Consider the following 22899-nt stretch of genomic DNA (forward strand, 5'->3'; position numbering starts at 1 on the left):
CGCCCGGGTCTGTCGTTCCACGACGCCCCTCACGCCGGGTCGTGTTCGCCCAGGTGGGGAGGAGGGGCGAAGGACGGGGGGTGGCCTGGGGTGCGGATGGAGGGGCCGACCAGGCGGTAGGGGCCGGCTGAGACGATCATTTCCGGGTGGGCGGCGAGGGCCTCGGGGAGGGTGCGGACGGCGGCCACGGGGACGCCGGTGGGACGGAGGCGGGATTCCCACGACGAGGCGGTGTCCCGCCGCAGTGCCTCGGTGACGACGGCGAGGACTTCATCCCGTTGCGCCGCGCGTTCCGCCATGGTGGGAAACCCTTCGATGCCGGCCTCGGCGGCGAACGACTTCCAGAAGCGGTCGTGGGTGATGAAGAGGGCGAGCCATCCGGAGGCGGTGGGGAAGAGCTGGGCGGGGACGTAGAAGGAGTGGGCGCCGTTGGGGAGGCGGCGGGGTTCGACGCCGTCGTTGAGGTAGGCCGAGGCGCGGTAGTTCAGCTGGGAGAGCATGACGTCGCGGAGGTTGACCTCCACTTGGCCGCCGCGCCCGGAGACGATCTGGGCGAGGAGGCCCAAGGCCGCCGTCAGGCCCGAGGAGTTGTCGGCGGAGGAGTAGCCGGGAAGCGTGGGAGGCGCGTCCGGGTCGCCCGTTAGGGAGGCCACGCCGGTGGCGGCCTGAACGATGTAGTCGAAGGCCGGGTCGTCGCCCGCGTCGAGGCCGAAGCCCGTCAGGGCGACGCAGACGAGCTTGTCGTTGTACTGCCGCAACGCCTCGTAGGTGAGCCCGAGCCTATGGATCGCCGACGGCTTCATGTTGACGAGCAGCGCGTGGGCGTCGCGCGCCAGCTCGCCGAGGGCGGCGCGCCCCTCGGCGGTCGTGAGGTCGAGGCGGACGCTGCGCTTGCCCCGGTTGAGGCTGGCGAAGTAGGAGTCGGAGACCTGCCGTGAGATGTCGCCGGTCGGCGGTTCGATCTTGGTGACCTCCGCGCCGAGGTCGGCGAGCATCATCGTCGCGTAGGGGCCGGCCAGCATGTGGCCGACCTCCAGGACGCGGATGCCCGCCAGCGGTCCGCTCAACGGAGTTCCTTGGCGATCTCGGAGATCATCTCGCGGGTCCGCGTCTTCGACGCGATGAGCTCCTCCCGGTTCGACCCGATCGGCAGGAGCCGCACCGAGACGTCGGTCGCGCCCGCGTCGGCGAAGCGCTTCAGCCGCTCCAGGATGGCCGACTCGTCGCCCGCCGCGCACAGGTCGCCGACGTCGCGGGCGTCGCCGTTCTCCAGGAGGCGCTGGTAGTTGGGGGAGATCTCGGCCTCGCCCAGGATCCGGTTGGCGCGCTCGCGGGCGGCGTCGGCCTCCGACGGCGCGCACAGGCACACCGGGACGCCCGCGACGATCCGGGGCGCGGGCCGTCCGGCCCCTTCGGCGGCCTTGGTGATCTTCGGCGCGATGTGCTCGCCGATGGCCCGCTCGTCGGCCATCCACAGGACGGTCCCGTCGGCGTGCTCGCCCGCGAGCTGGAGCATCACCGGGCCGAGCGCCGCGACCAGCACCGGGATCGGCTCGGTCGGCGCGAGGTCGAGCGGGTTGTGCACGGTGAAGGTCCCGTTCTCCACGTCGACGGGGCCGGGGCCGGCGAACGCGGCGTTCAGGACCTCCAGGTAGTCGCGCGTGTAGGAGGCGGGCTTCTCGTACGGCAGGCCGAGCATGTCCCGCACGATCCAGTGGTGCGACGGGCCGACGCCGAGCGCGATCCTGCCGTGCGCGGCGGCCTGCGCGGCCATCGCCTGGCGGGCCAGCGCGATCGGGTGCTGGGCCTGGAGCGGCACGACCGCGGTGCCGAGTTCGATCCGCTCGGTCGCGACGCCCATGAGGGCGACGGTGATGAGCGCGTCGAAGTCGGTGGGGACCTGCGGGATCCACGCGGTGTCCATGCCCGCGGCCTCGGCCCATCTGATGTCCTCGATCATCCGGCCGAGCTTGCGCTCGGCCGCCCCGCGCTCGGGTCCGATCATCACTCCGACGCGCACAGTGCCTCCTGGTCTCGAATCGGTGCCGCGCCCTCGGGGGCGCGGGTCCTGTCGTGCTGCGGTGTCACGCGGAGGCGCCGGTGAGGGCGCGGATCTCGGTGACGAGGGCGTCCAGCGGCGTGCCGGTGGGGAAGACGGCCGCCGCGCCCGCCTCCTTGAGCCTGGGGACGTCGGCGGCGGGGATGGTGCCGCCGACGATGACGGCGATGTCGCCGGCGTCCGCGGCCCGCAGCGCCTCGACGGTGCGGGCGGTGAGCGCGACGTGCGCGCCGGAGAGGATCGACAGTCCGACGACGGCGACGTCCTCCTGGAGGGCGATCGCGACGATGTCATCGACCTTCTGCCGGATCCCGGTGAAGATCACCTCGAATCCGGCGTCGCGCAGCGCGCGGGCGACGATCTTCGCGCCGCGGTCGTGGCCGTCGAGGCCGGGTTTGGCGACGAGCACTCGGGTCTGCATCAACGCTCCTAAAGGCTGCACTCAGAAAACGACGGGTTGCCGGAACTCGCCCCAGACCGCCTTCAGCGCCGCGGTGATCTCCCCGACGGTGCAGTAGGCGCCTGCGCACTCGATGAGCGGGCCCATGAGGTTCTCGGTGCCTTCGGCGGCCCGGGAGAGCGCCGCGAGGGTCTCCTTGACGAGGCCGCCGTCGCGGTCGGCCTTCACCTTCGCGAGGCGTTCCAACTGGCGGGCGCGGCCTTCGGCGTCGAGTTCGTAGGTGGCGAGGTCGGGCGCGGGCTCGTCGGAGACGAACCTGTTGACGCCGACGACGGGCTTCTCGCCCGATTCGACCTCCTTGTGCAGCTTGTACGCCTCGTCGGCGATGAGCCCCTGGAGATAGCCGTCCTCGATGGCGCGGACCATGCCGCCGTGCGCTTCGAGATCGGCCATGATCTCCTTGATGCGCGCCTCGGTCTCGTCGGTGAGCGCCTCGATGAAGTAGGAGCCGCCGAGCGGGTCGGCGACGCGGGCGACGCCGGTCTCGTGCGCGAGGATCTGCTGGGTGCGCAGCGCGAGCGTCGCGGACTCCTCGCTGGGCAGCGCGAACGGCTCGTCCCACGCGGCGGTGAACATCGACTGGACGCCGCCGAGCACCGAAGCGAGCGCCTCGTAGGCGACCCGGACAAGGTTGTTCTGCGCTTGCGGCGCGTAGAGCGAGGCGCCGCCCGCGACGCACCCGAACCGGAACATGGACGCCTTGTCGCTGGAAGCCCCGTACCGCTCGCGCACGATCGTCGCCCAGCGGCGGCGTCCGGCGCGGTACTTGGCTATCTCCTCGAAGAAGTCGCCGTGGGTGTAGAAGAAGAAGGAGATCTGGGGCGCGAACTTGTCTATCGTCATGCGTCCGCGTTCCATGACGGTGTCGCAGTAGGTGACGCCGTCGGCGAGCGTGAAGGCCATCTCCTGGACTGCGTTGGCCCCCGCGTCCCGGAAGTGCGCGCCCGCGACGGAGATCGCGTTGAACCGGGGCACTTCGGCGGCGCAGAACTCGATGGTGTCGGCGATGAGGCGCAGCGACGGCTCCGGCGGCCAGATCCAGGTGCCGCGCGAGGCGTACTCCTTGAGGATGTCGTTCTGGATCGTGCCCGTCAGCTTCGTGCGCGGCACGCCCTTCTTCTCGGCGGCGGCGACGTAGAACGCGAGCAGGATCGCGGCGGTCCCGTTGATGGTGAAGCTCGTGCTGATCTTGTCGAGGGGGATGCCGTCGAAGAGGATCTCGGCGTCCGCGAGGGTGTCCACCGCGACGCCGACCCGGCCGACCTCCTCCCCCACCTCGGGGTCGTCGGAGTCGTAGCCGCACTGCGTCGGCAGGTCCAGCGCGACGGACAGGCCCGTGCCGCCCTGGTCGAGCAGGTACCGGTAGCGGGCGTTGGACTCCTCGGGCGTCCCGAAGCCCGAGTACTGGCGGAACGTCCAGAGACGTCCCCGGTAGCCGGTGGGGAAGTTGCCTCGGGTGAAGGGGAAGACGCCGGGGTCCGGCGGCTCCACGGGCCGGTCGGCGGGCCCGTAGACGGGCTTCACCGGGATGCCGGACGAGGTCTGGGCCAGGGGGTCGGTCATCGTCCACATTTCTCTCTCGGGGCGGGCCTCGGGCCGCCCGGCGACGGTTCGGTGAACCCGGACGGTGCAGAACGGGTCCGGGACCGGACCGTGCACGACCGGTCCGGTCCGGTGCGTCATCGCAGGAGCGCCTTGTCGACCTTGCCGGTGGCGCCCAGCGGCAGCTCGGTGCGGAACTCGACGGAGGCCGGCACCTTGTACCCGGCCATCCGCTCGCGGCTCCACGCGATGATCTCCGCGGCGCTCACCTCGCCGCGCGGCACGACGAACGCCTTGCCGACCTGGCCGAGCCGCTCGTCCGGGACGGGCACGACGGCGGCCTGCGCGATCGCGGGATGCTCCATGAGGAACCCCTCGATCTCGGCCGGGTAGGCGTTGAACCCGCCGACGATGAACATGTCCTTCTTCCGGCCGATGATCTTCAGTCGGCCGCCGTCGTCGAGTTCGCCGAGATCGCCGGTGCGCAGCCATCCGTCGGGGTCGATCGCCTCGGCGGTGGCGTCGGGGTCGTCGAGGTACCCGGCCATGACGGTGTAGCCGCGGATGAGGACCTCGCCGTCCTCGGCGATGCGGATCTCGACGCCGTCGCAGGGGGTGCCGACGGTCGTCGCGATCTGCTCGAAGGTGTCGCCGGGGCGGGACGCGGTCGCCGTCCCCGCCTCGGTGAGCCCGTAGCCGGTCATGATGTGCTCGAATGGCAGTTCCTCGCGGACCCGCCGGATGAGCTCGACGGGGATGTCGGCCGATCCCGTCACCGCGACCCGCAGGGTCGAAAGGTCGCGGCCCGGCGGCGCGGCGAGCAGCGAGTGGTAGAGGGTGGGCGGACCGGGCAGGACCGTCACCTTCTCCCGCTCCACGAGGTCGAGCACCGTGTCCACGTCGAAGACGGGCACGGGCAGCATGGTCGCGCCGCGGATCAGCGACGCGATCATGCCCGCCTTGTACCCGAACGTGTGGAAGTACGGGTTCACCATGAGGTAGCGGTCGCCCTCGCGGAGCTGGGCCTGGTCGCACCACTCGGCGTACAGCCGCAGGTTCTGGGCGTGCCGCATCATGACGCCCTTGGGCCGCCCCGTCGTCCCCGACGTGAAGATGATGTCGGCGATGTCGTCGGCGGCCACGTCCCGCTGGAACGGCTTTCCGTCGGCGAGGAACCCGCCTTTCAGATCCAGGAGCGGCACGCCCTCGGGCGCGGCGTACTCCTGGCCGAGGAAGCCTTCCTGGACGAGCAGCAGCTTCGCGCCGCTGCGCACGATGACGTCCTCGGCCTCCCGCTGCTTGAAGCGGGTGCTCACCGGGACGAGGACGCCGCCCGCGGTGAGAGCCCCGAACGCCGCGATGATCCATTCGGCGGAGTTCGGGGCCCACAGCGCGACCCTGTCGCCCTTGTCCACCCCGGCGGACGCGAAGGCCCCCGCGGCGACGCGGATCCGCTCGGTGAGCTCGGCGAACGTCAGCCTGAGCGGGCCGTCGACGACGGCTTCGGCGTCGCCGAAGCGGTCGGCCGCGCTCAGCACCATGCGGGGGATCGTGTCCCAGGGCAGGGGGGTCATCCCGCGATCAGCCTGGCCATGTTGCCGCCCATGATCTTGGCCTGGTCCTCCTCGGAGAGGCCCTTGAGCTCGTCCACGTAGGTGACGGGATCGGCCAGGCCCTCGGGGTGGGGGTAGTCCGAGCCGAACAGGACGCGCTCGACGCCGATGAGGTCGGCGAGCTCGGCCATGTCCTCCTCCCAGAACGGGCTGATGTGGACCTGCCGGCGCAGCACCTTCACCGGGTCCTCGAGGAACTGGTGCGGCATCTTCTTGTACAGGTCCTTCAGCGTCTTGATGAGCGGGCCTACCCAGGACGCGCCGTTCTCGATGACCGCGACCTTCAGGTCCGGGAACCGGGAGAGCGCGCCGTGGCAGATGAGCGCCGACACCGCGTCCTCGATGGGCCGCCACTCGCCGATCATGCGGAAGACGTTCGGCGCGAAGGGCAGGTACTCGCGGTTGCCGCCCTCCCAGTCGTTGGCGTAGCGGCTGTAGCCGGAGTCCGAGGAGTGCAGCGCGACGAGCAGCTTGTGCTCGACGACCTTCTCCCAGAACGGGTCGAACTCCTCAAGCCCGAACGAGCGGGACCCGCCGAGGCCGGGGACGGGCGCGGGGCGGATCAGGATGGCCCGCGCGCCGCGCTCGACGACCCACTCCAGTTCCTCGATCGCCTTGTCGACGAACGGGAGGGTGATGACGGGGGTGGTGAAGATGCGGTCCTGGTAGTTGAAGGACCAGGTCTCGTGCAGCCACTGGTTGAGCGAGTGGATGACGACGTGGATGAGCGCCGGGTCGTCCCGCATGCGCTCCTCGATGAGGCTCGCGAGCGTGGGGAACATGAGCGTCTGGTGGATGCCCATCTCGTCCATGAGCGCCAGGCGCGGGCCGGGCTCTCGGAAGGCGGGGATGGCGTCCATCGCCTTGCCGAAGATCTCCCGGCGGTCCTTGCCCTCGGGGTTGCCGACGCGGAAGTACTCCTCCATCGCGCCGGGGCGCGCGACCTTGTCGAAGGTCGGGTTGGGGATGTACTCGCTGATGTGGCCGCGGATGGCGATCTTGGTGCGGCCGCGGACGTCGACGTACTCGATGACGCCCCGGTACTCCTCGGGCAGGTACTTGGTGAGCGCCTCCCGCGTCTCGTACAGGTGGTTGTCCGCGTCGAAGAGCGGATAGGGCAGCGCACGCGAAGCCATAGCAGATCCTCCTTTGCGATCTATGAGAATGCTATTCTCACTTGGCGCGCATGGCAATATCGCGCCGGAGCACGAACTTCTTGATCTTGCCGCTGGGCGTGCGCGGGAAGTCGGCCACGCCGTGGATCTCCTCGGGCCACTTCTGCCTGGCCAGGCCCTCCTTCTCCAGGTGGTGGCGCATCTCGTCCAGGCTCGGCAGGTCCGCGCCGGGGCGCATGCGCAGGACCGCTGCGGCGTGCTCGCCCAGACGCGCGTCGGGAGCCGCGACGACCGCGGCCTCGGCCACGCCGTCGAGGGTGAGGAGGAGTTCCTCGACCTCCAGCGCGCTGATGTTCTCGCCGCCACGGATGATGAAGTCGGCGAGGCGGTCGGTGATGGTGAGGTAGCCGTCGTCGTCGAGGACGCCGATGTCGCCGGTGCGGTACCAGCCTTCGGCGTCGAACGCGGCGGCGGTCAGCGCGGGGTCGGTGTAGCCGAGGCAGAGGTCGGGGCCGCGGCTGAGGATCTCACCGTTCTCCGCCAGCCGCAGCTCCACGCCGGGCAGCACCGCGCCGTCGGTGAACAGGCGCTTCTCCTCGGGCGCGGTGTGCGCCGCGCCGGTGATGGACGGATGCTCGGTGCTGCCGTAGGAGCGGAACACGGTGATGCCGAGGCCGGCGAGGCGCGAGGTGATCGCCGAGGGCACGGACGAGCCGCCCAGGCCCGCGTACCTCATCGCGGGGAGGTGGGCGGGGGTGAAGTCAGGGTGGTCGAGGAGGCTGGTGATGTAGTACGTCGCGCCCCCTCCGACGCGCAGGTCGTCGGACCTCATGAGGGCGAGGGCCCTGCCCGGGTCCCACACGTCGGCGAGGTTGACGGGCGAGCCGTCCAGGACGGGGATGAGGAAGGCGTTGACCATGCCGATGAAGTGGCCGACGGGTGCGGCGGTGAGCTGGGCTCCCCGCTCCGGCGGGTACCAGGCGGAGAGCTGGCGGGTCTCGTGGCCGAGGGTGCGGTGGCTGTGCACGACGCCCTTGGGGTCCCGGGTCGTCCCGGAGGTGAAGGCGATGAGGGCGGGGGCGTCGGGGTCGACGGGGAGGACGCCTTCGAGGCGTTCGGGGTCGAGGAGGTCGTCGAAGTCCCTGCCGACGACGCCGACGACGGGGACCCGCGCGGCGAGGTCGTCGTGGAATTCGAGGCGGCCGAACCGGTCGAGGCCGATGAACACCTTCGGCTCGACGTGGTCGAGGATGTAGCCGAGTTCCTTGCGTCCGTAGAAGTGCACGACGGGCACGACGACCGCGCCGAGGAAGGCCGACGCCCAGAAGACCGCGGCCGCCTCCATCCAGTTGGGGAGCTGGAAGACCACCACGTCCCCGGGGCCGACCCCTCGGCGGCGCAGCCCGGCGGCGAGCCTTCGGGCGACGTCCTCCACCTCGGCGAAGGTGCCGGTGTAAGGGCGGACGTCGGAGTGGACCCGGAACTCCGCGCCGGGAGCGGCGGCCAGGCCCCGGGCGAGCAGATCGCCGATCGTCTCCCGGGTCCACCATCCTTCGGCCTCGTACCTCCGCACCAGCTCAGCGGGGATCTTCCTCATCTCGTGCTGCTCCTCTCAGGGGTGAGAATCAAACTCTCCCACCGAGAGAGTTTGAATACCACAGCCGTCTCGGCACGGCCTCGCGCGCTTGCGAAAGATCACAACCACCCGCCCTCCCGTCCGCGCGGACCCGTGAGGCACACTGATCGTCGGACTCCCGGGCTGGAGCGGAAGCACCGCGCCAGATACGATGTTCGCGCTCGGCGAGAACGGCACTATCGGTTTTGGAGAACCTCATGGTCGATCTCGAACTCGACCGCGGACTCGCGGTCATCACCATCAACCGGCCCGAGGTGCGCAACGCCATCGCCCCGGCCACCATGGACGAACTCGACGACGCGCTCGACGCGGCCAAGGGGGCCCGCGCCCTCGTCGTCACCGGGGCCGGGGACCGCGCGTTCGTCTCGGGCGGCGACCTCAAGGAACTCGCCCTGCTGCGCACCGAGGAGCAGGCGAGCGCGATGGCGCTGCGCATGCGCGGCGTGTGCGACAGGATCGCGGCCTTCCCCGCGCCCGTCATCGCCGCCCTCAACGGGCACGCGATCGGCGGGGGCGCCGAGGTCGCGGTGGCCGCCGACCTCCGCTACGCGGCCGACGACGTCCGGATCGGGTTCACCCAGTCCACCCTGGCGATCATGCCGGCGTGGGGCGGCGCGGAGCGGCTGGCCGGGCTCGTCGGACGCGGCAGGGCGATCCTCCTCGCCGGGACGGGCCGGGTCCTCGACGCGGCCGAGGCCGAGCGGATCGGGCTCGTCGACCAGGTGGTGCCGCGCGCCGGGTTCGCCGACGGGTGGCGGGCCCTCGCCCGCGCGCTCGCCGACGGGCCTGGCGTGGAGCTGAAGCGGGTCACCGAACCGGGTGTCACCGCCGAGGAGTCGGCCGGGGAGTTCGCCCGGCTGTGGGCCGCCGACGCCCACTGGAACGCCGTCGAGAAGGTGATGAACCGTGGCAAGTGAAGCGCGTGTCGACACGACCCCCTTCGGCCCCGTCGTCCACCCGGACTTCCCCAGCGGCATGGTGCTGCTGCGGCTGTCCGCCGCGGAAGACGCCGGGCTGGAGGCGGCCGGCCGGTTGAGCGCGCTGACGGGCGCGACGGTCGTGTGCGGAAGGTTCCGTCCCGTCTACCCCGCCGCTCTCCAAGACGCCCAGGCCGCCTACCAGTACAGCCGGACGCTCGGCAGCGTCGTCGTCGCGGGCGAACGGCTCGCCGCGGGCCTCGCCGCATCGCTGCTGGTCCGGCTGCGCGACCTGGGCGCGCCGATGCCGCGCGCGGCCATCCTGACCTCCGCGGTCCTCGACCTCACGCTCGACGCCCCCAGCATCGCCGTCAAGGCCGGAGCCGACCCGGCCTACGACGCCGCCGCCCTCCGCGCGGAGGCCAAGGCCTACGCCGCGGGCGCCAGTCCGGCCGACCCGCTCCTCAGCCCCCTCTTCGCCAACCTCCACGGCCTGCCCCCGGTGCAGCTCCTCGTCGCCGGCACCGACCCCTTCATCGACGACAGCCTCGCCTTCTCCGCCCAGGCCGCCCGCTCCGCCGTCCCCGTCGAACTGCGCGTCCTGCCCGACTCGGCCCACCTCGGCCACCGCTCCCCCGGCGCCACCGCGGCCTTCATGGCGGGCTTCGCCGCCCGCCTTCCCACGTCCTCCTGACGCGCCGGACGGGTCAGGAGGATTCCAGGAGGTCCTTCAGGCGGGCGAGGTCGGCGGTGACGGTGGCGGCGTCGTTCGCGAAGTCGGCGTCGGTCATGCCCGGCTGCCGCCGCAGGGTGAAGACGACCTCGCTCGCCGGGCCGTCGGCGAGCACCCGGACGGGGTTGTGGACGGTCTCGCCGGACGGGAGCGTGACGTCGTGGTCGAGGACGCCCAGGGTGTTGGCGGGCACGAACTCCACGACGACGCGGCCCAGCGGCGAGGAGTCCGCCACCCACTGGTCGCCGATCCGCTCGATCGTGCCGCCGAGGCCGTGCGCCCAGGCGGGCAGGTTCGCCGGGTTCGAGGCGTAGGCGTACACCTCCTCGACCGGCCGGCCGATGCGGACGCTCAGATGACGCGATTCACCGCTGCTCTCGTTCACACCGACGACGCTACCGACCGATCGCTCCGCAGATCTTGAAGGAATCGGACACGCCCGCGACGACCGCGCCCTTGTGGCCCCGGCCGGTCAGGACAGCCCCGCGCCGCCCAGCACGGTGAGGTCGACGCGCTCGGGCGGCCCGGCGAGGAGGGCCAGGACGTCGGCGGGGGAAGGGCCGCCGGTCGAGGGGGCCGACAGGGCGGCCTCCGGGGCCTGGGCGTCGCGCCACACCTCGATGACGCGGACGGTGTCGGCGTCCGCGTCCTCCCGGGTGATCGCGTAGAGCTCGCAGCCGGGGAACCCCTGGAGGCCCTCGGCCACCTTGAGCAGCAGGTTCGCGAGCTCCTCGCCCCTGCCGGGCCGCGCCTGCATGGTCATGATGCGTCCGATCCCGCTCATGACCCCACCTTAGGCGCGGTCAGCGGACGCGCGGGTTGCCCATCTGGGCGAGGGCCTCGTCGGCGGCGGTGAGCGCGATGGTGGCGGGGGCGCCGGCGGCGGCGAGGAGGTCGGCGAGAAGGGTGACGTCCTTGAGCAGGAGGGGGCCCGCCTTGCCGGACATGGGGGCCAGGGTGCCTCCGGCGGCCTGGACGCGGCCCAGGGCGAAGCTGGCGCCGCTGCCGTGGCTGGCCACCTCGGCGAGCTTCACCGGGTCCACGCCCAGGGACCTGCCCAGGGCCAGGGTGCCCGCGGCGGCGGCCAGGTTGGCGGTGAAGAGGGTGTTGTTGAGGAGCTTGGTGAGCTGGCCGGAGCCGAGCGGGCCCAGGTGGATCACGGGGTCGGCGTAGGAGGCGAACACCGGGCGGCAGCGCTCCACCACGTCGGGGTCGCCGCCGACCATCACCAGCAGGCGGCCCGCCTCCGCGGCGGCCGGGCCGCCGCTCACGGGCGCGTCCACAAGGGCGACGTCCTGCTTGGCGGCCAGGTCGGCGAGACGGGCGCACGTGTCGGGGTGGACGGTGCTGTGCACCACGACGACGCCGCCCGGGGCCAGGCCCGCGAGGATCCCGTGCGGGCCCTCGACCACCTCTTCGACGTCCGCGTCGCTCACCACGCACACGCACACGACGTCGCTGGCCGCGGCGAGGGCGGCGGGCGAGTCCGCGGCGGGGATGCCCGCGAACGGTTCGAGCGCCTCGGGGCGGCGCGCCCACAGCGTCGTGGGGTGGCCCGCTTCGGCGATGCGGCGCGCCATCGGCGCGCCCTGGGAACCGAGGCCGATGAATCCGACGCGCATCGGTGGAGTCTCCTTCGTCTTCGGCTGGGGCCGCGCCGTGCGGCGCGGCCCAAAGGTGTGGGCGGACGTCTCAGCCCGCGGTGCGCAGCAGCATCACGCCGCTCGGCGTGAGGCCGCCGCTGCTCACGACCGCGACGCGGGCGCCCGTGACCTGCCGCTCGCCCGCCTCGCCGCGCAGCTGGGCGACCGCCTCGTGGACCAGGCCCATGCCGTGGGTGCGGCCGTGCGAGAGCTGGCCGCCGTGCGTGTTGAGCGGGATGACGCCGTCGCGGGCGATGTTCTTGCCGCCGTCGAGGAAGTCCCCGGCCTCGCCGATGCCGCAGAACCCGAGGCCTTCGAGCCACGACAGGCAGTTGAAGGTGAAGCCGTCGTAGAGTTCGGCGACGTCCACGTCGGAGGGCCGCAGGTCGGTGCGGGTCCACAGGTGGGCGGACTGGCCGAGGACCTGGGGCTCGTGCGTGAGGGTGCTCTGGTCCCATTCGGGGCGTTCGAGGATCTGGGTGCCGACCGCCTCGACGAGCACGGGCGGCTTGGCGAGGTCGCGGGCCGCGTCGGCGGCCGAGACGATGACGGCGATGGCCCCGTCGCAGGGGACGTCGCAGTCGTACAGGCCGAACGGGGTCGTGATGGGGCGGGCGTTGAGGTAGTCGTCCATCGTCATGGGGTCGCGGTAGACGGCCGTAGGGTTCAGTGCCGCGTTGGCGCGCTGGTTGAGGGCGATCCAGCCGAGGGTCTCCCGGGTCGTCCCGTAGCGCTGGAAATGCCGCTGTGCGTTCATGGCGAGGGTGTGCGCGGCGGACATCGCGCCGTAGGGCTTCAGCCACCCGTCGACCCGGTTCGACGCACGCGCGGGCGGCCTGCGCCGCATCAGCTCCATCGAGGTGGCCTCCCAGAGCGTCCGGAAGCACAGGACGTGCCGGGCGAGGCCGCCCGCGACGGCGAGCATCGCGCCGATGAGCGAGCCGCCGGGCCCGAACGTCTCGGGGCCGCCCTGGTGCCAGACGGGACGGATGCCGAGCGCCGCCTCCAGCGCCGTGACGCCGCCTTCGGAGAACCCGCCGAAGGCGCCGCCGCCCGGATAGGTCGCGAGGCCGTCGATGTCGTCGAAGGTGAGCCCGGCGTCCTCCACCGCGCGCCTGCACGCCTCGACGGTGAGGGACAGCGGATCGACCATGAGGCGCCGCCCGATAGGGGACATGCCTATGCCGGTGAGGGCCGCCTTGTCCTCGAACTTCTCCGTGCGGATCATGGGCCGGACGTGCTCGCCGAAGCGCTCCGGCTCGATCGCGTCGTGCACGACGGGGACGGGCCCCGACTGGTCCTCGGCGGGCCGGAACAGCGGCAGCCAGACGTCCCCGTGCTCCTCGAAGACCACTTCCATCCGCAGGCCGAGGGAAAGGTCCTCGGGCTCCGCGCCGACGATGTTGGTGGTGAGCCGGACCCGCGGGTCCTCCTCGATCGCCACCTGCGCGATGGTGAACGGGGTCGGCAGGCCCGGCGCCGGGAACCTGTGGTTCACGGTGAACCCGATGAGGGTCGCCCGGCCGGAGACCTCCCGCACGCCGAGCTCGGTGCTCCGGCAGTACCGGCAGACGGGCTGCGGCGGGTGGATGAGCGCCGCGCACGCCTGGCACGAGGCGAAGCGGAGCCTTTCGTCGGCCCCCGACGTCCAGAAGAACGCGTTCTGGAGGGTCGGTTCCGGCAAGGGCCGCTCGGGGGACGGGGTCACGCTGCTCTCCTCGGTCTCGCGGCGGGCCCGGGGCGGTCCGGGCCGTCGTCCATGGCACCGTCCGGGGCGGGCATGGCTCCCGCCCCGGACGGCGGTGTCGCCGGACCCGGCGCGGGTTCGCCCGCGATTGACGCACCGCGCCGGGTCCGGCGGGCCCGAACGCGTCGGGCGGTCTGGTGCTGCGGCCCGCCGGTCAGGTGTTGCGGCCGCCGTTGACGCCGATGATCTGGCCGGTGATGTAGCCGGCCTCCTCCGAGACGAGGAAGGCGCAGGTGGCGGCGATGTCCTCGGGGCGTCCGACGCGGCGGACGGGGGTCCGCTGGATGTGGTCCTCGATGGTGCCGCCGAGCAGTTCCCGCGACTCGGCCTTGCGCAGCATGGGCGTGTCGATGAAGCCGGGCGGCACCGCGTTGACGGTGATGCCGGCCGGGCCGAGCTCCAGCGCGAGCGCCTTGGTGAGCCCGTTGACGGCGGACTTCGCGGCGACGTAGTGCGTCATGTAGGGCTGGCCGGAGTGCGCGCTGGAGGAGGAGATGTTGACGATCCGGCCCCAGCCCGCGGCCTCCATGTCGGGCAGCGCCGTCTGGACGCAGTGGAAGACGCCGTTCAGATTGACGTCGATGATCCGCTGCCACTTCTCGAAGGAGATCCGGGAGAAGCGCTGGAACCCGTCGACGCCCGCGGCGTTCACCAGCACGGTGACGGGCCCGAGGTCGGCGCGGGCCGCGGCGAAGGCGGCCTCGACCTGGTCGCGGTCGGACACGTCGGCCTTGTAGGCGTGCTCTGCGCTCGCCGTTCTGACGGACGGGGGGTTCAGGTCGAGCACGGCGACGGTCAGCCCGTCGGCCCGCAGCCGCGCGGCGATGGCCTGGCCGATGCCGGAGCCGCCTCCGGTGACGATCGCGTTGGTCACGGGCGCACCTCGTCGAGCCTCGTCCACATCACAAGAATCTCCCTTCCGAATACGAGAACAGTACTCTCGCGATCTCCGCTCCGGAAGCCCTGTGTTCATTCTCGCCAGACGGAGGCTTGATTTGCAGTTTGTGAGAATATAGTTTCCACCGCAGTCGAGGAGGAGAGGCAGCATGGGATCTGAGGACGCGGCAGCCGCGAGGCGGCTGCTCATCGACGGCAAGCTCGTGGACGCCGCTGGCACGTTCCCGACGCTCAACCCCGCGACCGGCGAGGTGCTCGGCCACGCGCCCGACGCCACCCCCGCCGACGCCGCCGCGGCCGTCGCCGCCGCCCGGCGCGCGTTCGACGAGACGGACTGGCCGACCGACGTGGCGCTGCGCGTGCGCTGCCTCGACCAGCTGCACCGCGCGCTCGTGGAGCACGCCGAGGAGCTGCGCGCCATCACCATCGCCGAGGTCGGCGCGACCCGCGCGCTCACCCACGGCGCCCAGCTCGACGAGCCCATCGGCATCGTGCGCTACTACGCCGACCTGCTGCGGTCCTACCCGCTGAGCGAGGACCTGGGCGAGCTGGAGATCCGCGGGCAGCGGCACCGCCGCTGGGTCGAGCGGGAGGCCGCCGGAGTGGTCGCGGCGATCATCGCCTACAACTACCCCAACCAGCTCGCGCTGGCGAAGCTCGCCCCCGCGCTCGCCGCGGGCTGCACCGTCGTGCTCAAGGGCGCGCCGGACACGCCGCTCACCACGCTCACCCTCGGCGAGATCATCGCCGAGCACACCGACATCCCGCCGGGCGTCGTCAACGTGCTCAGCTCCTCCTCCGCCGAGGTCGGCGCGGCCCTCACCACGCACCCGGACGTGGACGTCATCACCTTCACCGGCTCGACGGCCGTCGGCAAGCAGATCATGAAGGCCGCGAGCGACGGCCTGAAGCGGACCTTCCTGGAGCTCGGCGGCAAGTCCGCGATGATCGTCCTGGACGACGCCGACGTCATGACCACCGCGATGTTCGCCGCGTTCATGGTCTGCGCCCACTCCGGCCAGGGCTGCGCGCTCACCACCCGGCTCCTCGTGCCGCGCGACAGGCACGACGAGATCGTCGAGATGGTCGCCGGGGGCATGGCCCGGGTGAAGGTCGGCGACCCGACCGACCCGGCCACCTACATGGGCCCGCTCATCAGCGCGAAGCAGCGCGCCAAGGTCGACGCGATGGTCAAGCGCGCGGTCGCCGAAGGGGCGAGGCTGGTGTGCGGCGGCAACCCCATCGACCCGGGCTTCTTCTACGAGCCGACCCTCCTCGCCGGCGTCGACCCCGACAGCGAGATCGCCCAGCAGGAGGTTTTCGGGCCCGTCCTCGCCGTCATCCCCTACACCGACGAGGACGACGCGGTCCGCATCGCCAACAACTCGGCGTTCGGCCTCTCCGGAGCGGTGTTCGGCGCCGACGAGGAGCGGGCCGTCGCCGTCGCCCGGCGGATCCGCACGGGCACGTTCTCCATCAACGGAGGCAACTACTTCGCGGCGGACGCGCCCTTCGGCGGCTACAAGCAGTCCGGGATAGGACGGGAAATGGGCCGCGACGGCCTTGAGGAGTTCCTGGAGACCAAGACCTTCGCGGCGGTGGCCAAGTGAGGCCGCTCGAAGGCATCCGCGTCCTTGAAGTGGCGATGTACGGGTTCGTCCCGTCCGCCGGCGCGGTGCTCGCCGAATGGGGCGCCGAGGTCATCAAGGTCGAGCACGCGGTGCACGGCGACCCGCAGCGGGGCCTGCGCCAGACCGGGTCGTTCCGGGTCGAGGGCGAGGAGAACCCGAACGTCGCGCACGCCAACCGGGGCAAGCGCAGCATCGGGCTCGACATGTCCGTGCCCGAGGGGCGCGAGCTGCTCAAGGAGCTGATCGCGCGCGCCGACGTCTTCCTCACCAGCTTCCTGCCCTCGGCGCGGGAGAAGTTCGAGATCGACGTCGCGCACGTCCGGGCCGTCAACCCGAAGGCGATCTACGCGCGGGGAAGCGCGCTGGGACCGCGCGGGAGGGAGTCCGACAAGGGCGGCTACGACATGACGGCCTTCTGGTCGCGCGGCGCGACCGCCGCGAGCATCACGCCGCCGAACGTCGAGGGGCTCGTCAGCCCGACGCCCGCCTACGGCGACACGATCTCCGGCACCAACCTCGCCGGGGGGATCGCCGCCGCGCTGTTCCGGCGCGAGCGCACCGGGGAGCCGTCGGTCGTGGACGTGTCGCTGCTCGGCAGCGGCCTGTGGGCGATGGGCCACGCGATCGCGCTCTCCCAGCTCCTCGACCGGCCGTGGGAGGCGCCGGTGACGGGCGGGCACGCCTCCCTCGCCAATCCGCTGTCCGGGCTGTACCGGACGTCCGACGGGCGGTACCTGTCGTTCGTCATGCTCCAACCGGGCAAGTTCTGGGCCGACGTGTGCCGCCACATCGACCGTCCCGAGCTCATCGACGACCCGCGCTTCGCCACCGCCGAACTGATCGCGGAGCACACCGGCGACGCCGTCGAGATCCTGCGGGAGGTCCTCGGCAGCCGGACCCTCGCCGAGTGGACCGACGCGTTCGCGACCCTCGCGGGGCCGTGGGCGCCCGTCCAGGACACCCTCCAGGTCGCCGGAGACGCCCAGATCCGCGCGAACGAGTACCTGATCCGGGCGGGCGGCCTCGACCTCGTCGCCAACCCCGTCCAGTTCGACGTGGCCGCGCCCGCCCCGGCCGCCGCGCCGGAGTTCGCGGCCCAGACCGAGGAGATCCTCCAGGAACTCGGCTTCGACTGGGACCGCATCATCGCCCTCAAGGCCGCGGGCGCCGTCACCTGACCGCGCCCTCCCCGCCCGGTCCGACGGGCCGGGCCCACACAGCAAAGGCAGGTGCGTGATGCGCGTCGGATTCGTCGGGGCGGGGCGGATGGGCCGTCCGATGGTCGGCCGGCTGGTCGCGGCCGGGCACGAGGTGCGGGCGCTCGGCCGCACGGCCGGGGCGCGCGAGGCGCTGTCGGGGGACGGGGCCGCCCCCGTCGCGTCCGTCGTGGAGGCGGCGGCGGGGGCGGACGCGGTCGTGGTGTGCCTGTACTCCGACGAGCAGGTACGCGACGTCGGGCCGGGGCTCGTCGCGGTGATGCCGAAGGGCTCCGTGCTGGTGCTGCACACGACCGGCAGCCCGCGCACCGCCGAGGATTTGGCGGCGCGGGCCGCGGGCTGCGGGGTCGAGGTTCTCGACGTGCCCGTCAGCGGCGGGCCGCACGACATCGCGGCGGGCCGGCTGACGCTCTTCGCGGGCGGCTCCGACCCGGCGTTGGACCAGGCTCGCCCCGTCCTCGCGGCCTATGGCGACCCGATCCTGCACGTCGGACCGCTGGGTGCGGGCCAGCGCGTCAAGCTCGTCAACAACGCCCTGTTCGCCGCACACATCGGCCTCCTCGCCGACGCCGTCCGGCTCGCCGCCGCCCTGGGCGTCCCCGAGGAGGCCCTCCTCGACGCACTCCCCCACGCCAGCTCCGCGAGCCGCGCCCTCGCCGGGGTCGCCTCCCGCCGCTCGGTCGCCGAGTTCGCCCGCACCGCGGGCCCGTTCCTGGGCAAGGACCTCGCTGTGGCCCGTGCCTTGGCCGCCGAACTGGGCGCCGACCTCGGCGCCCTGTCCCCCGCCCACACCGTCCTCGCCTCCTTGGACGGCGTCGACCCCTGACCCGCGCGCGGACGGCCCCTTCCGTCGGGGGCCGTCCGCGGCGGCCGGTAGGCGGAGTCGGCCGGTCAGGCGGAGGACAGGTCGCCGAGCAGGCGCAGCGTGCGGGCGGTGGCCTCCGGTCCCGCGAGGTCGGTCTGGGTGAGGACGACGTCGGTGGCGCCCGCGTCGCGGTAGCGGGCGATCGCGGCGGCGACGGCCTCCTCGTCGCCGATCTCGACGAGATCGGCGGCCTTCGACGCGCCCGACCAGCCGATGACGCGCTGGTAGGACGGGATCTGGTCGTAGAACGCGGTCTGCCGGGCGGCGGCCTCGCGGGCCTCGTCCGCCTTCTCGGTGACGACGGCGGGGACGAACGCGATCACGCGCGGCGCGGGCCGTCCCGCGGCCTCGGCGGCGGCGGTCAGCCGGGGCACGATCTGCTCGGAGAGGGCCTTCGGCCCGGCGAGGAACGGCAGCGTGCCGTCGGCGAGCTCCCCGGTCGCGCGCAGCGCCTGCGGGCCCATCGCCGCGACGTACACCGGCACCGCCGGAGAGGCGCCCGGCAGCGCGGACGGCAGCGGCGTGCGCGCCGTCAGCAGCTCCCCCTCGAAGTCGACGGTCCCGTCGGCCAGGTGGGCGCGCAGCGCCGTGAGGAACTCGCGGAGCCGCGTGATCGGGCGCGCGTAGGCCTCGCCGAACACCTGCTCCACGAACACCGGGGCGCCGAGGCCGAGGCCGAGCGCGAACCTGCCGCCCGTGGCCGCCTGGCTGGTCTGCGCCTGCGCGCCGACCAGTAGGGGGTGCCTTCCGAACACCGGGACCGCCGAGGTCCCGACCGTCAGGCCGGGCACCTCGCGTCCCACGATGCCCGCGAGCGCTATCGCGTCGTAGGCGAACTGCTGAGAGAACCACGCCGAGGAGACGCCGGCCTCACGCGCCGCACGGGCCCGTTCCACCGCGGCGTCGACGGCGTTCGCCGTCCCGGTCACCGGGATCACCACACCAAGAGTCATAACCCGACCAACCCGATGGGTTAAGCATGCATTCCCGTTCGTCCGGCGGCTTTCCGGCCGGACCCGGCCGTCACCCGGTGCGGAGCCAGCCGGAACGGCAGAACGACTCGGGACCCGCGGCCTCGTAGGACGGCTCGCCCTCGGTGGGGTAGGTGCTCGCGGGGAAGTAGTAGGTCACCTCGGATTCGGCGGGCTTGTCCTTCACGTTGTAGGCGACGAAGCCGAGGGCCAGCTCCCGCTTCGGCGAGCCGTAGGACAGGCAGGCGAACCAGGCCGAGTCACCCGCGGTGGACTGCTCTTCGAACGCGACGGAGACGTCGCCGGACAGGGGCTCGGCGAAGCTGTCCACCAGCCAGCGCGCACCCGCCTCGGACTGCGCCCCGCCGTGCTCACCGCTGAACGCGTCGAGATCGAGCGCGGCGAGCCCCGCGGCGTCCTTCTCGCGGATCTTCGTGATCGCCTGCGCGGCCGACGACCGCATGGCCTCCGGGCCGCCCGCCTCGAACGTCACCCCCGCGGGCGGGCCCACGGGTTCGGGCGCCGTCGGCTCCTCCGCGGCGCAGCCGACGGCGCCCGCGACGGCGAGCGCCAGGAGCGCGCCCGCCCCGGCGGCCTTCCGCAGCCGCCGCCCGATCATGTCCCCGCCCATGCGGCACCCCTCTCCGACACCCCGAAAAGGGTCAGATCCTGGCAGAACCGCAGGGCCCGGTCAACCGGACGGCAGCACCGGAGTGTGACGGGGCTCGCCCGTCCCCTGCCGTGAAACCGGTCCGCCTCCCGGGCGGGGAGCCGCTAGGCTGGGCATGCCTCCGGGCCCGACGTGCAACGGGCCCGGGGGCTTTTTCGCGCCCTGGCCCCGCGTGCCCGGACTCGCGCATCCGAAGACGGTCAGACCGTCTCGAAGCTGTGCCGGGAGAAGCCCATCATGTAGCCGTCGATGGTGGTGCGGATGCCGGCGTCGGGCCTCCCGCCCGCGCCCAGGGTGACGAAGAGCGGGATGAAGTGGTCGGCGGTGGGGTGGGCGTAGGGCATGCCGGGGGCTCGGTCGCGGTAGGCCGCGAGTTCGTCGACGTCGCCTCGGGAGAGGGCCTCCCCGGCCCAGGTGGCGAAGTCGGAGGACCACGTGGGGACCTTGCCTTCGAGCATGTCGCGGGTCATGAAGGGGAGGCCGTGGGTCATGAAGCCCGAACCGATGACCAGGACGCCCTCCTCGCGGAGCGGGGCGAGGCGGGCGCCCAGGGCGAGGAGGCGGTTCGGGTCCTGGGTGGGCATGCTGAGCTGGAGGACGGGCACGTCGCCGAGCGGGTACATGGCCATGAGCGGGACCCAGGCGCCGTGGTCGAGGCCGCGCGAGCGGTGCCGGTGGACGGGGTCGGCGTCCGGCATCATCGCGGCGACCCGTCCGGCCAGGCCCGTCGCGTCCGGCGTCGGGTACCTCATCTCGTAGTAGCGCCGGTCGAAGCCGCCGAAGTCGTAGACGAGCGGGGTGTTCGCCTCGGGGGCCGACAGGCAGAGGCGGGGCGCCTCCCAGTGGGCGGAGACGATGAGGACGCTCTTCGGCTTCGGCAGGGCCAGCGCCCAGTCCTGGAGTTCGCGCATCCAGGGGCCGTCGTCGAACAGCGGGGGCGCGCCGTGGCTGAGGTACAGGGCGGGCAGCGGCCCGTCGGCGGGGGTCCACGGGCGCTGCGCGCGGGCCCGGACGAGGGCCTCGGGCAGGAACGCGTCGTAGGCCCCCGCGGGGACTTCGGGGTTGAAGATCATGCCGGTCTCTCGTCGAGGGTCAGAAGGCGTGCGGGCCGAAGCGGCCCCAGGCGACGAAGACCGCGAGGAGCAGCAGCACGGCGTTGGCGGGGAGCGCCTGGTTCTCCTTGCGGCGCACGTGCACGACGATCGCGCCGACCATGGTGATCGCCAGGCCCGTCGCGGCGAGCGGGACGAGGATCGGCGCGATGTCGAGCACGGCGGGCAGGATGAGGCCGACCGCGCCGAGGACCTCGACGACGCCGATGGCCTTGACCGCGCCGGCCGAGTAGTCCTCGGTCCACTTGAGGCCGGACTCGGCGAGCTTCTCCTTGGGCTGGAGCGACTTCATCGCTCCGGCGCCGAGGAAGGCCGCGGCGAGCAGCCCGGCGACGATCCACAGTGCGAGGTTCACGGGGGTTCCGATCTGGCGGGGGTCACTTGAACTTTCAAGTGTCAACCTAGGCGCGGTTCACTTGAAGCGTCAAGTTGATCGGCGGGCCGGAAAACCAGAACGCCCCCGGCCGAAGGCCGGGGGCGCAGGCTCGACGGGTCAGCGGTTGAGCGCGCCGAGGTCGACCGGCAGCTGCGCGCCGGTGATGAACTTGCCCTCGTCGGAGGCGAGGAACGCGACGATGTTCGCGATGTCCTCGGCCTCGACCACCTGGTAGGGCAGGGTCGGCATGAAGATCGGGCCGAGCATCGGCGACGTCGCGAGGAAGTCGGTCATCGAGGAGTCGTTCATGCCGGTCGCGACGCCGTGCGGGTGCACGGTGTTGACGCGGATGTCGTGCTCGCCCAGCTCGTTGGCGAGGACCTTGGCCAGGCCGACGACGCCGTGCTTGGAGCTGGCGTAGTGGGCGAGGAAGGGCAGGCCCTTCAGGCCCGCGACGGAGCTGGTGATGATGATCGAGCCGCCCCGGCCCTGCGCGATGAGGGTCGGCACGGTGGCCTTGATCGTCTTCCAGACACCGGTGAGGTTGGTGTCCAGGACGTCCTGCCACTGCTCCTCGGTGATCTCCCAGGTGCGGCCGTAGTTCACGATGCCCGCGTTGGCGACCACGATGTCGAGTCCGCCGAACAGCGCGACGCCCTCGTCGACGACCGCCTGGATCGCGGCGAGGTCGCGTACGTCGGCCTGCTTGGCGAGGATCTTGCCCCCGGCCTCCTCGACCAGCCGGACCGTCTCGTCGAGGTCGCTCTGGGTCGACGGGGCGTACTTCACGTACTCGCTGGCCGAGCCGTTGATGTCGATCGCGATGATCGCCGCGCCCTCGGACGCCAGCCGCACGGCCTCCGCCCGCCCCTGCCCGCGCGCCGCACCGGTGATGAACGCGACCTTGTTGTCCAGACGCCCCACGTCTGCCTCCTCATCGAGAGGCCCGGCGCACGCCCCGACCACTCGTGCCGCGACCCGGCCGAGCCGTTGAAACGTGTCACCCAGCTTCCCAGGCCACCCCACCCACCACAAGCCCTTACTGACACAAAAGTGCACAATGCACACGTTATGCACCGGCCCGATGGCCGGACCGCTCAGACGGAGCCGGAGGGCCCGGGGCCGAAGCGGTCGGCGATGGCCGTCACCGCGGCGAGGACCGCTGCGCGGTCGAGGGGCTCCCGCTCGACGATCCGGTGCAGGGACCACCCCTCGACGAGGGCGTCCAGCGCGCGGCAGGCGGCCGGGGGGAAGTGCAGGGCGAGGGAGGCCCTGCTGGCGCGGAGCCAGCGGCGCATGAGGTCGGCGACGGCGTCGTTGAAGGTGGCGAAGGAGTACATCTCGAACAGGAGCGTCATCTCACGGGGCGAGGCGTACTCGGGGCCGCAGATCAGGTCGGCGACGGCCTCGCACGCCGCGGCCCCGTCCCCCGCGCCGGCGAGGGCCTCCCGGTAGTCGCGCGCCATCTCTTCGGCCAGGTGCGCGAAGGCCTGCTCGAAGATCGTCTCAAGGCCGTCGAAGTAGTACGTGAGGGAGCCGAGGGGCACCTCCGCGCGCTCGGCGATGAGGCGGTGGGTGGTCTTGTGCACGCCGCGTTCGGCGATCACCTCGAGCGCGGCCCCGAGGATGCGGACCTTGCGCTGCGGATCACCCGCCCCGCGCCGTGCGCCGCCCATTCCATCCTCCCTCCCGCCG

The 22899-nt window shown here is 72.3% G+C and carries 23 protein-coding genes; 5 read left to right on the plus strand and 18 right to left on the minus strand.

All coding sequences use genetic code 11. The annotated features are described in order from the left end of the window. Positions 1-29: 29 nt before the first annotated feature. From ACYVOM_RS11995 to ACYVOM_RS12025, 7 genes are all read right to left on the minus strand, one after another. Positions 30-1067 (minus strand): CaiB/BaiF CoA transferase family protein, encoded by a 1038-nt coding sequence (locus ACYVOM_RS11995; protein ID WP_460303372.1) that lies wholly within the window; start codon positions 1065-1067, stop codon positions 30-32. Next, entirely contained in the window at positions 1064-2020 is a 957-nt protein-coding gene (locus ACYVOM_RS12000) for an LLM class F420-dependent oxidoreductase (RefSeq protein WP_460303373.1), read from the minus strand. The genes ACYVOM_RS11995 and ACYVOM_RS12000 overlap by 4 nt, the downstream gene beginning before the upstream one ends. Before the next feature lie 64 nt (positions 2021-2084). Further along, the gene (locus tag ACYVOM_RS12005; protein ID WP_460303374.1) at positions 2085-2480 is read right to left on the minus strand and encodes a cobalamin B12-binding domain-containing protein; all 396 of its coding nucleotides are present in this window, start codon (positions 2478-2480) and stop codon (positions 2085-2087) included. 21 nt (positions 2481-2501) lie between these two features. Then, on the minus strand, positions 2502-4202 hold the full coding sequence (locus ACYVOM_RS12010) for a methylmalonyl-CoA mutase family protein (protein ID WP_460303375.1): 1701 nt from the start codon (positions 4200-4202) through the stop codon (positions 2502-2504). After that, a complete protein-coding gene (locus ACYVOM_RS12015) occupies positions 4199-5635 on the minus strand; it encodes a FadD3 family acyl-CoA ligase (RefSeq protein WP_460303376.1) in 1437 nt (478 codons plus the stop codon). The genes ACYVOM_RS12010 and ACYVOM_RS12015 overlap by 4 nt, the downstream gene beginning before the upstream one ends. Further along, entirely contained in the window at positions 5632-6810 is a 1179-nt protein-coding gene (locus ACYVOM_RS12020; RefSeq protein ID WP_460303377.1) for an amidohydrolase family protein, read from the minus strand. Before ACYVOM_RS12020 ends, ACYVOM_RS12015 begins: the two co-directional genes overlap by 4 nt. Positions 6811-6847: 37 nt before the next feature. Then, the gene (locus tag ACYVOM_RS12025) at positions 6848-8386 is read right to left on the minus strand and encodes an AMP-binding protein (protein WP_460303378.1); all 1539 of its coding nucleotides are present in this window, start codon (positions 8384-8386) and stop codon (positions 6848-6850) included. A 236-nt stretch (positions 8387-8622) separates the two neighbouring features. On the opposite strand from ACYVOM_RS12025, the gene ACYVOM_RS12030 reads away from it, so the two are divergent. Next, the gene (locus tag ACYVOM_RS12030; RefSeq protein ID WP_460303379.1) at positions 8623-9342 is read left to right on the plus strand and encodes an enoyl-CoA hydratase/isomerase family protein; all 720 of its coding nucleotides are present in this window, start codon (positions 8623-8625) and stop codon (positions 9340-9342) included. Further along, positions 9332-10036: an alpha/beta hydrolase fold domain-containing protein gene (locus ACYVOM_RS12035; protein ID WP_460303380.1), complete on the plus strand. Its 705-nt coding sequence runs from the start codon at positions 9332-9334 to the stop codon at positions 10034-10036. The genes ACYVOM_RS12030 and ACYVOM_RS12035 overlap by 11 nt, the downstream gene beginning before the upstream one ends. A gap of 13 nt (positions 10037-10049) precedes the next feature. On the opposite strand, the gene ACYVOM_RS12040 is transcribed toward ACYVOM_RS12035, so the two are convergent. The 5 genes from ACYVOM_RS12040 to ACYVOM_RS12060 form a co-directional block, all read right to left on the minus strand. Beyond that, positions 10050-10460: an SRPBCC family protein gene (locus ACYVOM_RS12040; RefSeq protein ID WP_460303381.1), complete on the minus strand. Its 411-nt coding sequence runs from the start codon at positions 10458-10460 to the stop codon at positions 10050-10052. 87 nt (positions 10461-10547) lie between these two features. Then, complete coding sequence (locus ACYVOM_RS12045; RefSeq protein ID WP_460303382.1) at positions 10548-10859, minus strand: putative quinol monooxygenase; 312 nt, start codon at positions 10857-10859, stop codon at positions 10548-10550. A 19-nt stretch (positions 10860-10878) separates the two neighbouring features. Next, positions 10879-11697, minus strand: coding sequence for an NAD(P)-dependent oxidoreductase (locus ACYVOM_RS12050; protein WP_460303383.1), 819 nt, complete (start codon positions 11695-11697; stop codon positions 10879-10881). Between the two features lie 70 nt (positions 11698-11767). After that, on the minus strand, positions 11768-13426 hold the full coding sequence (locus ACYVOM_RS12055) for a thiolase C-terminal domain-containing protein (RefSeq protein WP_460303384.1): 1659 nt from the start codon (positions 13424-13426) through the stop codon (positions 11768-11770). A 193-nt stretch (positions 13427-13619) separates the two neighbouring features. After that, positions 13620-14339: an SDR family NAD(P)-dependent oxidoreductase gene (locus tag ACYVOM_RS12060; protein WP_460303385.1), complete on the minus strand. Its 720-nt coding sequence runs from the start codon at positions 14337-14339 to the stop codon at positions 13620-13622. A gap of 172 nt (positions 14340-14511) precedes the next feature. Here ACYVOM_RS12060 and ACYVOM_RS12065 point away from each other — a divergent pair, with 172 nt between their 5' ends. Genes ACYVOM_RS12065 through ACYVOM_RS12075 form a run of 3 tightly spaced genes read left to right on the plus strand, consistent with a single transcriptional unit; the run spans position 14512 to position 18036 of the window. Then, positions 14512-15972 carry an aldehyde dehydrogenase family protein gene (locus ACYVOM_RS12065; RefSeq protein ID WP_460303386.1) on the plus strand — a complete coding sequence of 487 codons (1461 nt, stop codon included), beginning with the start codon at positions 14512-14514 and terminating at the stop codon, positions 15970-15972. Further along, positions 15969-17171, plus strand: a complete 1203-nt coding sequence (locus ACYVOM_RS12070) for a CaiB/BaiF CoA transferase family protein (protein ID WP_460303387.1) — start codon at positions 15969-15971, stop codon at positions 17169-17171. The genes ACYVOM_RS12065 and ACYVOM_RS12070 overlap by 4 nt, the downstream gene beginning before the upstream one ends. Positions 17172-17229: 58 nt before the next feature. Beyond that, positions 17230-18036 carry an NAD(P)-dependent oxidoreductase gene (locus tag ACYVOM_RS12075; protein WP_460303388.1) on the plus strand — a complete coding sequence of 269 codons (807 nt, stop codon included), beginning with the start codon at positions 17230-17232 and terminating at the stop codon, positions 18034-18036. 65 nt (positions 18037-18101) lie between these two features. On the opposite strand, the gene ACYVOM_RS12080 is transcribed toward ACYVOM_RS12075, so the two are convergent. The 6 genes from ACYVOM_RS12080 to ACYVOM_RS12105 form a co-directional block, all read right to left on the minus strand. Next, positions 18102-19016: a TIGR03564 family F420-dependent LLM class oxidoreductase gene (locus tag ACYVOM_RS12080; RefSeq protein WP_460303389.1), complete on the minus strand. Its 915-nt coding sequence runs from the start codon at positions 19014-19016 to the stop codon at positions 18102-18104. Between the two features lie 82 nt (positions 19017-19098). Further along, positions 19099-19677 carry a hypothetical protein gene (locus ACYVOM_RS12085; protein WP_460303390.1) on the minus strand — a complete coding sequence of 193 codons (579 nt, stop codon included), beginning with the start codon at positions 19675-19677 and terminating at the stop codon, positions 19099-19101. 239 nt (positions 19678-19916) lie between these two features. Beyond that, on the minus strand, positions 19917-20789 hold the full coding sequence (locus tag ACYVOM_RS12090) for a dioxygenase family protein (protein WP_460303391.1): 873 nt from the start codon (positions 20787-20789) through the stop codon (positions 19917-19919). Between the two features lie 19 nt (positions 20790-20808). Next, the gene (locus tag ACYVOM_RS12095; protein ID WP_460303392.1) at positions 20809-21183 is read right to left on the minus strand and encodes a DoxX family protein; all 375 of its coding nucleotides are present in this window, start codon (positions 21181-21183) and stop codon (positions 20809-20811) included. Positions 21184-21321: 138 nt separating this feature from the next. Beyond that, positions 21322-22128 carry a mycofactocin-coupled SDR family oxidoreductase gene (locus tag ACYVOM_RS12100; protein ID WP_460303393.1) on the minus strand — a complete coding sequence of 269 codons (807 nt, stop codon included), beginning with the start codon at positions 22126-22128 and terminating at the stop codon, positions 21322-21324. Between the two features lie 173 nt (positions 22129-22301). After that, on the minus strand, positions 22302-22880 hold the full coding sequence (locus tag ACYVOM_RS12105; RefSeq protein WP_460303394.1) for a TetR/AcrR family transcriptional regulator: 579 nt from the start codon (positions 22878-22880) through the stop codon (positions 22302-22304). Positions 22881-22899 lie beyond the last annotated feature (19 nt).

It is taken from the genome of Actinocorallia aurea (assembly GCF_054783995.1).

Bases quoted from the DNA above. Each gene is read 5' to 3' on its own strand.
- ACYVOM_RS12005 (WP_460303374.1), bottom strand. From the start codon at position 2,480: ATGCAGACCCGAGTGCTCGTCGCCAAACCCGGCCTCGACGGCCACGAC.
- ACYVOM_RS12010 (WP_460303375.1), bottom strand. From the start codon at position 4,202: ATGACGCACCGGACCGGACCGGTCGTGCACGGTCCGGTCCCGGACCCG.
- ACYVOM_RS12015 (WP_460303376.1), bottom strand. From the start codon at position 5,635: ATGACCCCCCTGCCCTGGGACACGATCCCCCGCATGGTGCTGAGCGCG.
- ACYVOM_RS12020 (WP_460303377.1), bottom strand. From the start codon at position 6,810: ATGGCTTCGCGTGCGCTGCCCTATCCGCTCTTCGACGCGGACAACCAC.
- ACYVOM_RS12025 (WP_460303378.1), bottom strand. From the start codon at position 8,386: ATGAGGAAGATCCCCGCTGAGCTGGTGCGGAGGTACGAGGCCGAAGGA.
- ACYVOM_RS12030 (WP_460303379.1), top strand. From the start codon at position 8,623: ATGGTCGATCTCGAACTCGACCGCGGACTCGCGGTCATCACCATCAAC.
- ACYVOM_RS12045 (WP_460303382.1), bottom strand. From the start codon at position 10,859: ATGAGCGGGATCGGACGCATCATGACCATGCAGGCGCGGCCCGGCAGG.
- ACYVOM_RS12050 (WP_460303383.1), bottom strand. From the start codon at position 11,697: ATGCGCGTCGGATTCATCGGCCTCGGTTCCCAGGGCGCGCCGATGGCG.
- ACYVOM_RS12065 (WP_460303386.1), top strand. From the start codon at position 14,512: ATGGGATCTGAGGACGCGGCAGCCGCGAGGCGGCTGCTCATCGACGGC.
- ACYVOM_RS12075 (WP_460303388.1), top strand. From the start codon at position 17,230: ATGCGCGTCGGATTCGTCGGGGCGGGGCGGATGGGCCGTCCGATGGTC.
- ACYVOM_RS12085 (WP_460303390.1), bottom strand. From the start codon at position 19,677: ATGGGCGGGGACATGATCGGGCGGCGGCTGCGGAAGGCCGCCGGGGCG.
- ACYVOM_RS12090 (WP_460303391.1), bottom strand. From the start codon at position 20,789: ATGATCTTCAACCCCGAAGTCCCCGCGGGGGCCTACGACGCGTTCCTG.
- ACYVOM_RS12105 (WP_460303394.1), bottom strand. From the start codon at position 22,880: ATGGGCGGCGCACGGCGCGGGGCGGGTGATCCGCAGCGCAAGGTCCGC.